The organism is Rhodococcus sp. EPR-134, assembly GCF_001647205.1.
In the GTDB taxonomy this organism is placed as follows: domain Bacteria; phylum Actinomycetota; class Actinomycetes; order Mycobacteriales; family Mycobacteriaceae; genus Rhodococcus_F; species Rhodococcus_F qingshengii.
This window is the reverse complement of sequence record NZ_LVCT01000555.1, coordinates 1-12967: the sequence shown is the minus strand read 5'-3', so window position 1 is coordinate 12967 and position 12967 is coordinate 1. Positions and strand designations below refer to the sequence as shown.

Sequence of the window (12967 nt, the reverse complement as noted above, 5' to 3'; positions counted from 1 at the left end):
CGCTCTTCCACAGCCTGCTTGTAGAAGTGCTTTGCCAGCTGTGGCAGATCCGCATTGTCGAAGTAAACCGCTGTCGCGATGTACTGATGCGAAGCGTTGAACTCGTTGCGAATCTGGTCTCGGAGTAGTGCGTGGAATTTGGTCATGTGAGTCTCCCCAGAAGTCATGAATTCCAAGATAGTGCAGGTCAGAGGCCCTGTCATCCCAGTATGACCTTATTGTGGTAAGCGTTCCCAAACTAAAGAAGACCTAATTTTTCTTCGAATTCGGTGAGGTTATCGAGCCCGGTGAATTCGAATGTTTCATTTAGGAATGTCCATTTCACCAGGCGAGTTCCGCGCATTTACCGTCGCTTCCCTGTAGTTCCACCTGTACGGTGGCGTGCCCCAGTTCGAATTCCTCGGCAAGCAAGGTTCGGGTTGCTGCGAGCACCGTTGTGGGATCGGCGTCACTGACCGCGGTGACGTGAACGGAAGCAACTTCCATCCCCGAGGTGAGTGTCCAGACGTGCAGATCGTGCGCGTCGACGACTCCCGGCAGAGCGTTGATCTTCTCGATGATCGAGGTGACGTCGATGCGGTCGGGAGCCTGCTGGAGGAGGATGCGAACGGCGTGGCGGCCCAGGTTGAAGGCACGTGGCAAGACGAAGAGGCCGATCGCGACGCCGATGACGGGGTCGGCGTAGCGCCAACCGAACGCGAGCGTGACCAAGCCGCTGACCAGGACGCCGATGGACCCGACCATGTCTGCCATGACTTCGAGGTAGGCGCCGCGGATGTTGATGCTTTCCTTCGCGCCGCTGCGCAGCATGAGGAAGGCGATGACGTTCATCGCCAGACCGACGACGGCGACTGTCGCGACGGGAAGGCCGGGAACCTCGGGCGGATCCGTGAAGCGGCTGGCGGCCTCGTAAAGCACCCACCCGGCGACTGCGAAGAGCAGGATCGCATTGGCCAGTGCCGCAAACACTTCCGTGCGGTACATGCCGAAAGTACGGTCGGGGCGCCGGGCGGCACGCTGTGCGACGAGGATCGCGGCGAGCGCCATGAAGATGCCGAAGATGTCTGTGAACACGTGCGCCGAGTCCGAGAGCAGGGCCAGTGACGAGGTGAAGAGGCCGACCGTCACCTGCAGCACGAAGGTCACCAACCCGAGGCCGGCGGCGATCCACAGTTTGTTGACATGCTTGCCGCTGTTGCTGGTCGCAGCCTCGGCGGGGGAGATTCCGTGCCCGTGTCCGTGTGACATCGAAGGTCCTTTCGTCGACGCCAGCCTAGACACATATGCATATATGCGCAATAGTGCATGTCTTAAAAACTATGCAACATAGTTGTAAGGTGGCGGCGTAGACCTTCATTTGTCATCGACGCGAGGACCGAGAAGTGGGAAGACATCGAAAATCCGAGCCGATCAGACCCGGTGGGCGCATGGCCGCGGTTTCCGTGGCGACGGGTGCAATCCTCGCGTCCGGCACTTCCATCGGGCACGCGTCGCCGCCGTCGGTTGTAGTCGAGGATGCATCTGCGGTGTCGGCGCCGGAGATCCTCGACCTTGTCCGGTCGACGGATCTTGCCGGAATAGCCGAACAACTCGGCAAGACGCGACAGCTCGAATCCGAGCGAGCGGCGCTGGCGTACGAGGCCGAAAAGCCACAGGTGATGGCCCCCGTCAGCGGGACGATGACGTCCAACTTCGGTCCACGGTGGGGAACCACCCACTACGGTCTCGACATCGCGAACGCGATCGGAACGCCCATCGTGTCGGCGACCGACGGTGTGGTGCTCGAATCCGGTCCCGCCGCGGGATTCGGGCTCTGGGTCCGCATCCAGCAGGACGACGGGACCGTCGGCGTCTACGGACACATCAACGAGGCGCTCGTGGTTGCGGGTCAGAAGGTGCGGGCGGGTGAGTTGATCGCGACCGTGGGCAATCGTGGACAATCGACAGGACCACACCTGCACTACGAGGTGTGGCAATCTGACGGACAGAAGACCGATCCGCTCGTGTACCTGAATTCCCGGGGCGTGTCGTTCGGGGAGAAGACCACGGGCGACTGAAGTTCTGTCACGACGCGATGGAGGAGCAATGCAGGGGCTGGGCGGACTCGAAGCCGAGGTCATGGATGTGCTCTGGCAGTCCGACGACGCGCTCTCGGTCAAGGATCTGGTCGAGATCCTGGGTGAGCGTCGACAACTTGCGTACACCACGATCCTGACCGTCGTGACGCATCTCTTCGACAAGGGCTGGGTGAGTCGTGAGAAGAAGAGTCGCGCCTACTTCTATCGGCCGAGTCGCAGCCGTGAAGAGGCCACATCCAGAGCGCTGCGCGAATTGTTGGACAGCAGTTCCGATTCCGCTGCCGTGCTGTTGCACTTCGCCAAGACCATGACAGATGCCGAGAACGAGGCCCTGCGCCGGGGTCTTTCCGGGGAAGGTGTGCAATGACATTGGCGTTGCCGATGTTTCTCGGTGCGATGCTCGTGGGATTCCTGGTTCCGAGAGTGTTGCGAGCCGTTTCCTCGGCGTTGTCACCGGCGGTGCTGCTCGCGGCGTGGCTCGGCAGCATGGCGTCGGCTCTGTATCTCGCTCTCTCCGCGGTCTTGGTTCTGGTGTGGCCGAGCCACGCGCCGGTCGAGGGGCTGGTCGACGGTATCGCTCGGTGTTTCAGCGCCTTCGCGCACGGCACGAGTTCATGGGTGGGTGAACTGATCACCGGCACAGCCGTTGCTGTGGTGGGTGTGATCGCCGTTCGGATCGTGCTGGCCGGCCGCAAGCAGGCACGTGAGCACGCGAGGGTCCGAGATTTCCATCGTGATGTTCTCTCGATCGTCGCGCGCCGCGACAACTCGGAGTCCGACGTGTTGTGGCTGGATCATCCGCTGCCTATGGCGTACAGCGTCGCCGGAAAGCCTGGATTTGTTGTTGCGACGCAAGGCTTGTCATCCGCTCTCAGTGGAGGCGAGCGGGATGCTGTCCTCGCGCACGAGCGTGCACACCTGAGCGGCGGTCATCACCGAATTGTCGGTGCGTGCGAAGTCTTGGCCGCTGTTCTTCCGCGAGTGCCGTTGTTCGCGGCGGCACCCGCTGCCGTCGGCGCGATCGTCGAACTGTCGGCGGACAGACACGCCGCTCGCGTCACCAGCCCGGCTGCGGTGCGTTCCGCCCTTGCCGTGGTGTCGAAATCGCCGCTTCCTCAGCCGGACTGGAGCTTGAGCGATCGCGGCAGCGCGACCGCGGTGCGATTGAGTTCCCTGGTCGACGGCGACGTGGCGTCGCCTCGGCGACTGACCTGCGCGGTGGCGGCCTGTGTGCCGGCCGCTGTCACGACGGCCGTTGCCGCAGCCGTGACGGTGGCCGTCTCCGCGGGGATCTGCGCTGTTCTGACCTGATCATTCTCCCAAGGCCGAATCGATCTGGGCTTTCAACTGCTCGTAGCTCGGCATCTGGTCCAGCTTCACGTCGTTGAGGAACAGCGTCGGAGTACCTTGGACGCCGAGGCGTCGGCCTTCTTCGAAGTCGCGCTCGACCCGCTCGCGGACGCCGCGGCTGCCGAGGTCGGATTCGAATCGGGCCATGTCAAGTCCGAGATCTTGTGCGTAGGAACGGAACAGCGCCTCCTGTGATTCGGCGGATTCACCCCATTGCGACTGCGTCTCGTACATTTGCTTGTACATCTCGACGAATTTGCCCTGGCGAGATGCGGATTCGACGACCTGCGCCGCGAGAGTGCTGTTGGTGTGACTCGGAATCGGAAAGTATCTGATGCCGAACGTGATTCGACCCTCGTACTCCGCTCTGATCCGCTCCATCGTCGGGTACAGCGCGAAACAGGCTTCGCATTCGAAGTCGAGGAACTCGACCAGGTTCACCTTGCCGTCGGCGGCCGAGGTCAATCGGTACGCGTCGTCGGTGAGGACGGCGGTGGATTGTGCTGCCCGATCGGCGTTCTCGTTGTCTGCCCGAATCGGATCGACGGTGATGAACGTGATCAGTGCTACCGCGAACACCGCGATCAGGGCGGCGGATATCTTCATGCTTCTGGACACTGCTGTGCACCTGTACCTTCCGTCGAATTCCTAAATACTATCCAACATAGTAGTTAGGTGTAGAGTCGACGGTACCCGCATGGAGACGAAGGAGGACCCGCCGGTGAAGCGTTCGTGAATGACACGCCGCCGCCGTCGATCGGGCAGATGCTGGAGTGGGATACCTCATCCCTCCCGCTTCTTCCTGCCCTGGGAGTTGTTCTTGCACTCTGGTATTGGACTGGCGCTCAGCGAGTTCGCGCGAGTGGGCGACCATGGCCGTGGTATCGGACAGCGTGTTTCCTCGGCGGGTGCCTGCTGCTGATCGCGGTAACCGGACTGAAGGTCGAGAGCTACGGCTACGAACTCTTCAGCGTCTGGATGTTCCAACACCTGACGCTCTCGATGGCGATCCCGCCGCTCTGGGTACTGGGCTCGCCGGGACTGCTGCTACTACGTTCGACGCCGCACCGAGGAATAGGAAAAGGCATTCTCGCGCTTGCCCTCTCGGCATTGCGTAGCCCACCGGCGCGGTGGATGCTGCACCCCGGGTTCACGATCCCGGTATTTCTGTTCAGCTACTACGGGATCTACCTGTCGCCGATCTTCGACACCGTCTCGGCGTTACCGGCTGGACACGTCTTTCTCGAAATCTTCTTTCTCGCCAGCGGTCTGCTCTTCATCATGCCGGTGCTCGCCACCGGCCCACTGCCGGTGCGACAGAGCTACCTCGGCCGGTGTTTCGACCTGTTCGTGGAGATGCCGCTGCACGTGTTCATCGGCGTCGTACTCATGATGGCGACAAAGCCGCTGCTGACCACGTTCGTGGATCCGCCTCCCGAGTGGGGCGTGGACGTGATGCAGGATCAGCAGCTGGCGGGCGCCCTCGCGTGGTCGTACGGAGAGCCCGTCGCGCTGGTGGTGGTCGTGATCTTCGCGATGCGCTGGAACCGCGACGACAAACGGATGAATGCCGACCTGGACCGCCGCGCCGAGATCGACGGCGACAGTGATCTGGAGGCGTACAACAATTTCCTCAGATCACTGAACGCCGCCGAGCGGCCTGAGACTCGGTAGGCCGGTGGCCCTCAGACGCCGCCGCCGGCGGGCGTCGGCGCCATTGCGTCGGCAGCGGCCGGGGTGTTCATCTCGCGTGCGACAAACGTTTCGAGGTGGAACAGGTTGTCGCCGGCGCGGTCGACGATGGTGAGAAGTGTTGTCATGCTTGCCACTTCCTCGACCTGTTCCTTGAGGAACCACTGCATGAACTGCTCGCCCAGGTAGTCGCCGGTATCGCGCGCGGTGCGTGCCAGCTGCGTGATCTGCTCCGTGACCGTCTTCTCCTGCTCGAGTGCCAACTCGACCGGAGCCCGGACACTGTCGAACTTCGTCACGACGTCGTCGATGCCCGGAACGTCCACGTCGAGGTCGTTGTCGAGCAGGTACTGGATCATCATCATCGCGTGACCGCGTTCCTCGGTGGCCTGGCTGTAGAAGCGCGCGGCCATCTGCGGAAGATCGTGTGCATCGAAGTACACCGCTACCGCGATGTACTGCTGCGATGCAGTGAACTCGTTACGGATCTGCTGACGCAGCAGAGTGGTGAATTCGCTCGAGTTCTTCGCCTGTGTCATCCCAACAGGTTACTGGGTCGTCGCCGCTGAGAGGGAGCTACTTCTTGTCGAGCTGATCGATGACGAAGCCGACAGTTTCCGGTCGGTACCCGTAGACGAACGAGTCCTTTTCGCCGACGTACCAATCGCCGCACTGCAAAGAACTGCCCTTCTCGACCCCCGTCGGCCACCACTGTGCGGACAACGATGCGGGACGAGTTTCGACGGTGGGTCGTGCGATGCAGCTGTTGTGATCTATCTCCGCGATGTTCGCAGTCATTCGCAGGATGCGTTCGTTGCCGGTGGTGCGGATGACCTCGTCGATACCCGTTGCGCCGGCGGGAACCCAACTCGGCAGTGTGTCGATTCCGTTGGATGCTTGTGCAAAAGAGAAGGTTTCGGTTTTCTTGTACGCCTTGGAGTCGTCGAACTTCTCGAAGGTTCCGGAGCAGGACGTCACGAGTGCAGCAGCTCCGACGGCGGCGGCAACGACGGCGAGAGTGCGGAATCGGTGGTGTGTTGTGTTCATACCTTCACGGTATTTTTCGGCCGCCGATTCCGCGTCCTGCCGGAAAGCGATTTGTTCGCCGGGCTTGTCCTCCCGCGGTACTACCGGAACTCAGGGCGATTACCCCGTGGTGATCAGATCCTGTGGAATCTGCTGATCGTTGGCCAGGGCGTCGAAGAACTGCGAAGCGCGCGCCTTGTCCCACAACAACACGTTGCCCGAACCGTCCACGTCCTCGAAACCGGCGACCGGAACCGTCGTGGTGGTCATCCCGCCGCGAAGCGCCCAGGCGAGTGAGGCCAGATTCCAGATGTGATCGCCTTCGTCGACCTGTAGAGATTTGGCGGTATCGGAGACGAGTGGCCACAACCGGAACGGATTGAGGAACGTGGTCGGACTCGTCGCCTTCGACAGCAACGCCGACATGAACTGGCGCTGGTTGTTCATGCGGTCGAGGTCGGCGAGCGCCGTCGCGCGAGTTCGCACGAACCCGAGTGCGTCCGAACCCTTCAAGTCCTGGCATCCGGCGGGGAGGTTGATCCCGGCCAGCGGATCGTCGATCGGCTGTGCCAGGCACACGTTGACGCCACCGACGGCGTCGACGATGCCGGCGAACCCGCTGAATCCGATCTCGGCGTAGTGGTCGATGCGAAGCCCCGTTGCCTCTTCGACGGTCTGCACCAGCAATGGAGCGCCACCGAAGGCGAAGGCGGCGTTGATCTTGTCGGAGCCGTAGCCGGGGATGGGAACGTACGAATCGCGGGGGATGCTGACCATGGTCGTCTTCCCACTTTTGGGGACGTGGACCAAGATGACCGTGTCAGTGCGCTTGGGACCGGTGTCGCCGCCCGTCGCAAGGGCTTGCTCCTGCTCGGGGGTGAGCCCCTCACGACTGTCGGACCCGACGATCAGCCAGTTCGTGCCCGGAGTATCGGCGACGCGTCCCGCGTAGTCGGGCAGCGCGTCGATTCGATTGAGCGAACTGTCGACGTAATAGATCGCGCCGGCCAGCGCGAGCAGTAAGACCAACAACGTGATGCCGATACGTCTACCCCAGCTACGACGCTTGCGGGGGCGTCGCTGCTTCGGAGGTTCTGGAGGGCGCGGCGGGGCGTTCGGCGGGGTTCGGCGCGGCGGTGCGGGCGCGTACTTCGCCTGGCGCTGCGGATCCTGACGCGGCGGCCCCTGCCTGCGCGGGTCGTCCTGAAACGGTTGCGGGCGCTGGGTCGGCGCCCAGTCCTCACGCCTGGGCTGCTGCGGCGCTTGTGGTGGGACCTGTGACCAGGCCTGATTGGCCGGATTCTGCTGCTGCGGGCGTCCGTCGCGGCGAATGACCGTCGGCCCTTCCGGCGGCATCGGTGGACGCCGCTGCGGGGGTGGGCCCTGACGGGGTGGATTCTGGCGTGGAGGGTTCTGCCTCGGAGGCATCGGTCCACGCGGAGGTGGCCCTGGCGGCTGGCGCCGCGGAGGGCGCTGAGGATATTCGGAGTCGCCGGTCACCAGTTCACGGTACCGGTCACGGCAGCCAGGAGACGTGATCGCGCAGGAGGGCGTAACCGATGAACGCCACCATGTCGATGAGAGCGTGGGCGATGACCAGCGGCCAGAGTTTCCCGGTGCGCTGCCAGTACCGGCCGAACACGAGCCCCATGATCACGTTTCCGACGCCGCCACCGAATCCCTGATAGAGGTGGTAACTGCCGCGCAGGAGTGACGACGCGAGCAGTGATTTGTTCTCGCTCCAACCCAGCGTTCGGAGGCGAGTGATCAGGTAGGCGACGACCAGCACCTCTTCGGCACCGGAGTTCGCGATCGCGGACAGTACGAGGATCGGCACCCGCCACCAGTGATCGTCGAGCGCACTGGCCTGGACGGTGAGGTTGATGCTCAGTGCCTGAGCCACGAGATAGAACAGCAGACCGGGGAGACCGATCACAGCGGCGAGGCCGAATCCCGGTGCTATGTCGCGCCCGAATCGAGGCTTGGGGGTCAGTCCCGCAGCACGTGGACCGATCCCCGAACGCCACAGTAGATAGAGTCCCAGCGCTGCCCACGCGAGAAGCTTTGCGACGCCCAGCAATTGGCGCGCCAGGTCGATCCAGTCGATGGCGGCCCGTGACGGGTTGAGTGCAACCGTCTGATCCGAGAGCGCAACCGGCGTCGCCAGGGATTCGGCGAGCGAGAGGATCCCGGACAATCCGCTGAGTCCGAAGGTGACCAGCAGGACGATCGTGATCTCGATCCAGACTCCGCGTCTGGCGGTCGGATCGAGTTCCGGGCCGGCCGGGACGGGAGTCGGCGGCCGTAACCACGTGCGGACGGTTTCGCGGGCATTCACCCGCGCAACGCTAGCCGTTTGATGCGCCGCCTGATCGGAGGCCGTTGAGGAAAGGGCACCCGACCAGCATGCGGATGGCGCGGCTCAGCGCGGGAGCGTCGTCGACGGGGTTGGCGAACGGCATCCACACGTCGCGGTCACCGGTGTGATCCTCGACCCGCAGGCGAAGTCCGTAGCGGTCGATGCCGAGTGGGCGAACGCGTCCGGTGCGCATGTACGGGGGAAGCTTGCGTACGAGCAGGTCCACGAGGTCGCGGTGGTCTTCGTCGAGATGCTGCAGCCATGCGGTCTCCATTTCCCAGAAGGGATCGGGGCTGGCGTTCAGCAGTTCGTCCACGGCGACGGGTTCTGCCCCCGTTGAATCAGCGACTACAGCCGAGGCCAGGCTCAAGCGAAGGAGGACCGAGGTGTGGCCGATGTCGAGGAGTCCCGGGTGTGGATGTTCGGATGCGACGTCGTCGGCGAGAACGCGTGCCTCGTAGTCGGGCACGGCGTGCAACGAGCCGCGAAGCCACACGAGGGAGCGCACGGGCTCACGCAGCCGCAGTGGTGCGTGATCGGTGATCTCGAGGACGGCAGGCAGGCCGCCGCCGCCGGAGTTCCAGGCCAGAGCCGCAGCTGCGGAGGCATGTGGGACTGCAACGACGACGTCACCGTTCGAACGCAGGTGATGCACCGACGTGGCGGTGGGATCGCTGCCTTCGATGGCGAGAACTGCGTCTTGTGCGCGCACACAGGCGCTGCGGACGCGTTCGGCGGTGGACGGGCCGGTGCTGGTCTTCGTTGCCATGCTGCCCCCTTGGCGGGTGTTCTCTCGAACTCCATCGGATGATGAGGTAACCCTAACCTAAGGCGCTTCGGTGTGAATCGCAAGACTTTTGCGCAACTCGCGTGGAATCCGCCGCCTGCGCCGGGGTTACGGTTTGTCTGTGGCCATTCCTCTCTCACTCGGGCTGCCCGCCCCGAGAAACTCGCGCGGACTCCTCGAAGCACTCTTTCTCCCGGTTGTTCCGGCGTCGGTTCTGATCGGTGGCGAAGCAGCAGGCCGGGTTGTCGTCCGTCTCGATATCGATCCGGAAGAACTGCGTGCGGACACGGAAGCGTCGTACGAGGCCGTCCGTTTCGACGTCGACGTCACCACCGACCAGATCGACGACGCGATCGCGCTGCGCCTGCCCGCTCCGCTCGCTGTGTATGTCGACGGCGGCGAAGAGGATCTGACACCCGCTGAAGCGGCGCTGCGTCTGTGCGAAGGTGGCCGGATCCCCGGACTCGCCGCCGGTCTTACGCCCACCGAAGTGGCTGATTTCCTGGCGGTACTCGCGCACGAGTCCGTCGGTTTCGTAGCCCGCGCGGCCGACGGCGACGAGGTGATCGCCCTGCTGTGTGGCACCGTCGCTGCACTGCGCGGCGACGACGTGCGCGCCGCGATGGTCGATCCGAAGCCGGAAAAACTTGCCACGCTGATCCCCGAAGCCGCGTCGGCCATGCGTGAGGTGCTGCTCACGATCGAGGTCGCGGATCTGCCTGCAGTGGAAACGGCTTTGCGTGCCGCGGGTTTGCAGTGACCGGCGTGGGTCGGTGCGTAATCTTTTAGGCGTGCCAAGAATCGCGTATTTCGGTCCGTCGGGAACCTTCACGGAGATAGCTCTCGCCCAGTTGGAGGCTGAGGGCGCGTTCGGCGAAACCGTCGAGCGAGTACCGGCCGGCAGTCCGCCGGCGACTCTCGACATGGTTCGCGACGGTTCCGTGGACGGAGCCGTGGTTCCCTTCGAGAACTCGGTGGAAGGCGGCGTAGCTCCGACGCTCGATTCACTCGCTCTCGGTTCGCCGCTGCAGATCGTCGCCGAAACCGATCTGGACGTGAGTTTCTCCATCCTGGTTCGGGCCGGGACCACCGCCGATCAGGTCCGAACGATCGGCGCGTACCCGCATGCGGGCGCGCAGGTCCGCGGATGGATCGCCGAGAACCTGCCCCAGGCCGAGGTGGTGTTGGCCTCGTCCAACGCCGGTGCGGCCCTGGATGTGCAGGCCGGAACCGTCGACGCCGGTGTGTCCACGGCTTTGGCCGGTCAGATGCTCGGACTCGAGAGCCTGGCGGACAACGTCGCCGATGTAGGCGGCGCCCGCACACGTTTCGTGTTGGTCACCAAGCCGGCCCCGGTTCCGGCGCGGACCGGTGCCGATCGCACCGCGCTGGTGCTTCATCTCGACAACGCTCCCGGCTCCCTGGTGCGTGCACTCTCCGAATTCGCCGCTCGCGGTATCGACCTGACTCGGATCGAATCACGGCCGATGCGAACGGAATTGGGCACGTACCGGTTCTTCGTGGACTGCGTCGGACACGTCGAGGACTCGCTGGTGGCCGAGGCGATGCGTGCGCTGCATCGTAAATCCGGAGTCCGCTTCCTGGGGTCGTGGGCGACAGCGAATTCGACCGGGCCACAACCTCCTTCGGACGAAGAAGCGATTCGGTGGATCGACGAACTCAAGCATGGAGGGGGAGAACGATGACCGGAAGGCTCATCCTCGTTCGGCACGGTCAGACGGAGGCGAATGTCGCCAAACGTCTCGACACCGCCCTGCCAGGAGCAAAGCTCACGCCGGAAGGGTTGGCGCAGGCCGAGACGTTGGGCATCGGCCTGGCTTCGGCGCCTCCGCTGGCACTCGTATCGTCGTTGGCTTTGCGTGCCCGGCAGACCGCAGGTTTCGTGGAGCAGGCCGCCGGTGTCACTCTGGATGTGCGGGACGGATTGCACGAGGTGCAGGCCGGTGACCTCGAAGATCGTACCGACGAGGCCGCGCACCGACTGTTCATGGAGACGTTCCATCACTGGCACACCGGCAACCTCGGCGCTCGCATCCCCGGTGGTGAAACGGGATACGACGTCCTGGAGCGGTACGTCCCCGTCGTCAATTCGTTGCGCGAAGAATTTCTCGAAGGCTCACGAGACGGCGGCGACATCGTCGTGGTCAGTCATGGTGCGGCGATCCGTCTCGTTGCAGCCCAGCTTGCCGGTGTCCCCGGTCTGTTCGCAGCCAACAACCACTTGGCCAACACCGAGACCGTCGAACTGTTGCCTTCGGTCGACGGCGGTTGGGAGTGCCTGCGCTGGGGAACCGTCAACCCGCCGTTCGAGCACCGACTCATCCCCGGTGCCGACGACGTGATGGGCTGACGGCCGGCTTCACCACCAACTGGTCTGGACGCTCAGTTGGCGCCCGAGTTCAGCGGACAGCGTGCTCACGTAGCTGGCTGTCAGGTGGTGGGAATCGTGATACACCAACACATTTCCCTCCACGACGCGGCACAACTCCGGTCCGCAGACGCCGTCGCTGAGGTCGAGTAGACGGACGTTGGTCAGATCGCCGATCGCCGACGGCGCCGGATTGACGTCGCTGAGCATTTCGGACCGTGGCATCGCGCAGTGATCGGGTGACGTGGTTGTCGCCAGACAGTCGATCGCGCGGTAGGCGACGCCGTCGTGGTGCAACCACGGGGTATCGCGGATGGCGAGTACGTCGATACCGTCGCGCCCCAGTTCCTCCCACACGTGTACGTAAGACTCGGGCGTCACGTCGCCAGGGCCGTCGGAACTCGGCCTGGTTGCCGTCGTGAACACGAAATCGGGTGAGGCGTCGGCCAACTCGGTCAGCACTCCACGCGACCAGTCGACGCAATCCGGATAGTCGTTGTCCGACAACGTCTGCATGGAGTCGATGGTGAGCGGGCAGCCCATCTTCAGATACGTGTCGACGCGGAACCCGTGACTCTTGCCGAGTTCGTCGAGCGCAGTGAGCCAGTGCTCGGAGTGCGAACCACCCGCGAGCGCGATGGTTCTGTCGGCGTCGGCGTCGCCGTAGGTGCAGTGGACGACGTCCCGCTCGAGAAAATCGGCGATACAGCCGTCGAGCGTACTGGCCGGAAGGTCCAGTGGCGCATCGAAGATCGAGGGAACCATCGACGCCTTTGGTACTTCGGCACCGTCGGTGAGCGCGAGTGCGCCGGGATGGGTCGGGAGGTCGAGGGTGTCGACCGCCCGCTGGCCCGTCGTCTGGCTGCTCGCGTACGACTGCCAGGCGACCGAAGCGGCGAGGACCACGGCAGCGGTGACGACGCATACCAGGACGGTGTACCGGCGCGAGCGGCCTCCACGTTCCACCGGAACCTCGACCAGGCGCCGGAGTGCAAGCGCCCCCGCGACGGAGAGGGCGATGATCAGTGCCCCACCGAGCAGGCCGGCTTCGGGGCGTCCGGTGATCACGAGTGCAAACACCAGAATCGGCCAGTGAATCAGGTACAGCGCGAATGCGAACGAGCCGAGCCACGTCAGTGCCGGATGGGCAAGCGTCTTCGACGTCCAAGGCGTGTCGTCGCCGACTCCGGACAGGATCAGCGCAAGAGTGGCCAGCACCGGCACCAGCGCCCACGGGCCGGGGAACTGCTGGGCGCCGTCGAGCACTAAGCCGCACAACAGGATCG

Annotated in this window: 16 protein-coding genes; 7 read left to right on the top strand and 9 right to left on the bottom strand. The window is 63.9% G+C overall.

Annotation, left to right across the window (positions count from 1 at the left end; translation table 11 throughout):
- Both A2J01_RS24945 and A2J01_RS24940 read right to left on the bottom strand, forming a co-directional pair.
- Positions 1-167: ferritin-like domain-containing protein (locus A2J01_RS24945; protein WP_269455339.1), on the bottom strand; the 167-nt coding region annotated here is incomplete at its 3' end.
- Between the two features lie 154 nt (positions 168-321).
- Positions 322-1248, bottom strand: a complete 927-nt coding sequence (locus A2J01_RS24940) for a cation diffusion facilitator family transporter (protein WP_054782294.1) — start codon at positions 1246-1248, stop codon at positions 322-324.
- A gap of 179 nt (positions 1249-1427) precedes the next feature.
- Between A2J01_RS24940 and A2J01_RS24935 the strand changes: the two genes are divergently transcribed.
- Genes A2J01_RS24935 through A2J01_RS24925 form a run of 3 tightly spaced genes read left to right on the top strand, consistent with a single transcriptional unit; the run spans position 1428 to position 3389 of the window.
- Entirely contained in the window at positions 1428-2057 is a 630-nt protein-coding gene (locus A2J01_RS24935; protein WP_064113814.1) for a M23 family metallopeptidase, read from the top strand.
- 28 nt (positions 2058-2085) lie between these two features.
- On the top strand, positions 2086-2445 hold the full coding sequence (locus tag A2J01_RS24930) for a BlaI/MecI/CopY family transcriptional regulator (RefSeq protein WP_063315268.1): 360 nt from the start codon (positions 2086-2088) through the stop codon (positions 2443-2445).
- The gene (locus A2J01_RS24925; protein ID WP_007736002.1) at positions 2442-3389 is read left to right on the top strand and encodes a M56 family metallopeptidase; all 948 of its coding nucleotides are present in this window, start codon (positions 2442-2444) and stop codon (positions 3387-3389) included. The genes A2J01_RS24930 and A2J01_RS24925 overlap by 4 nt, the downstream gene beginning before the upstream one ends.
- Here the strand turns inward: A2J01_RS24925 and A2J01_RS24920 are convergent, their stop codons facing one another.
- The gene (locus tag A2J01_RS24920; RefSeq protein WP_064113813.1) at positions 3390-4034 is read right to left on the bottom strand and encodes a DsbA family protein; all 645 of its coding nucleotides are present in this window, start codon (positions 4032-4034) and stop codon (positions 3390-3392) included.
- Positions 4035-4160: 126 nt separating this feature from the next.
- On the opposite strand from A2J01_RS24920, the gene A2J01_RS24915 reads away from it, so the two are divergent.
- The gene (locus A2J01_RS24915; protein WP_064113812.1) at positions 4161-5102 is read left to right on the top strand and encodes a cytochrome c oxidase assembly protein; all 942 of its coding nucleotides are present in this window, start codon (positions 4161-4163) and stop codon (positions 5100-5102) included.
- Between the two features lie 11 nt (positions 5103-5113).
- Here A2J01_RS24915 and A2J01_RS24910 read toward each other — a convergent pair whose 3' ends face one another.
- The 5 genes from A2J01_RS24910 to A2J01_RS24890 form a co-directional block, all read right to left on the bottom strand.
- A complete protein-coding gene (locus A2J01_RS24910) occupies positions 5114-5659 on the bottom strand; it encodes a ferritin (protein WP_003944176.1) in 546 nt (181 codons plus the stop codon).
- A 37-nt stretch (positions 5660-5696) separates the two neighbouring features.
- Positions 5697-6167: a hypothetical protein gene (locus A2J01_RS24905; protein WP_064113811.1), complete on the bottom strand. Its 471-nt coding sequence runs from the start codon at positions 6165-6167 to the stop codon at positions 5697-5699.
- A gap of 99 nt (positions 6168-6266) precedes the next feature.
- Positions 6267-7502: an LCP family protein gene (locus A2J01_RS24900; protein ID WP_174519508.1), complete on the bottom strand. Its 1236-nt coding sequence runs from the start codon at positions 7500-7502 to the stop codon at positions 6267-6269.
- 160 nt (positions 7503-7662) lie between these two features.
- On the bottom strand, positions 7663-8484 hold the full coding sequence (locus tag A2J01_RS24895; protein WP_030535834.1) for a CPBP family intramembrane glutamic endopeptidase: 822 nt from the start codon (positions 8482-8484) through the stop codon (positions 7663-7665).
- Between the two features lie 10 nt (positions 8485-8494).
- Positions 8495-9274 (bottom strand): DUF2470 domain-containing protein, encoded by a 780-nt coding sequence (locus tag A2J01_RS24890; protein WP_007736014.1) that lies wholly within the window; start codon positions 9272-9274, stop codon positions 8495-8497.
- A 139-nt stretch (positions 9275-9413) separates the two neighbouring features.
- On the opposite strand from A2J01_RS24890, the gene A2J01_RS24885 reads away from it, so the two are divergent.
- The 3 genes from A2J01_RS24885 to A2J01_RS24875 are packed head-to-tail and all read left to right on the top strand — an operon-like array spanning position 9414 to position 11663.
- Positions 9414-10052, top strand: a complete 639-nt coding sequence (locus A2J01_RS24885) for a hypothetical protein (RefSeq protein ID WP_064073602.1) — start codon at positions 9414-9416, stop codon at positions 10050-10052.
- Positions 10053-10083: 31 nt separating this feature from the next.
- Positions 10084-10998, top strand: a complete 915-nt coding sequence (gene pheA / locus A2J01_RS24880) for a prephenate dehydratase (RefSeq protein ID WP_007736017.1) — start codon at positions 10084-10086, stop codon at positions 10996-10998.
- On the top strand, positions 10995-11663 hold the full coding sequence (locus tag A2J01_RS24875) for a histidine phosphatase family protein (protein ID WP_058038060.1): 669 nt from the start codon (positions 10995-10997) through the stop codon (positions 11661-11663). The genes pheA and A2J01_RS24875 overlap by 4 nt, the downstream gene beginning before the upstream one ends.
- 9 nt (positions 11664-11672) lie before the next feature.
- Here the strand turns inward: A2J01_RS24875 and A2J01_RS24870 are convergent.
- Positions 11673-12967, bottom strand: a 1295-nt coding sequence (locus A2J01_RS24870) for an acyltransferase family protein (RefSeq protein WP_197494295.1), incomplete at its 5' end; no start/stop codon positions are given.

Coding starts and splice junctions, on each gene's coding strand:
- A2J01_RS24940 (WP_054782294.1), bottom strand. CDS start 1,248: ATGTCACACGGACACGGGCACGGAATCTCCCCCGCCGAGGCTGCGACC.
- A2J01_RS24935 (WP_064113814.1), top strand. CDS start 1,428: ATGGCCGCGGTTTCCGTGGCGACGGGTGCAATCCTCGCGTCCGGCACT.
- A2J01_RS24930 (WP_063315268.1), top strand. CDS start 2,086: ATGCAGGGGCTGGGCGGACTCGAAGCCGAGGTCATGGATGTGCTCTGG.
- A2J01_RS24925 (WP_007736002.1), top strand. CDS start 2,442: ATGACATTGGCGTTGCCGATGTTTCTCGGTGCGATGCTCGTGGGATTC.
- A2J01_RS24920 (WP_064113813.1), bottom strand. CDS start 4,034: ATGAAGATATCCGCCGCCCTGATCGCGGTGTTCGCGGTAGCACTGATC.
- A2J01_RS24910 (WP_003944176.1), bottom strand. CDS start 5,659: ATGACACAGGCGAAGAACTCGAGCGAATTCACCACTCTGCTGCGTCAG.
- A2J01_RS24905 (WP_064113811.1), bottom strand. CDS start 6,167: ATGAACACAACACACCACCGATTCCGCACTCTCGCCGTCGTTGCCGCC.
- A2J01_RS24900 (WP_174519508.1), bottom strand. CDS start 7,502: ATGCCGCCGGAAGGGCCGACGGTCATTCGCCGCGACGGACGCCCGCAG.
- A2J01_RS24890 (WP_007736014.1), bottom strand. CDS start 9,274: ATGGCAACGAAGACCAGCACCGGCCCGTCCACCGCCGAACGCGTCCGC.
- A2J01_RS24875 (WP_058038060.1), top strand. CDS start 10,995: ATGACCGGAAGGCTCATCCTCGTTCGGCACGGTCAGACGGAGGCGAAT.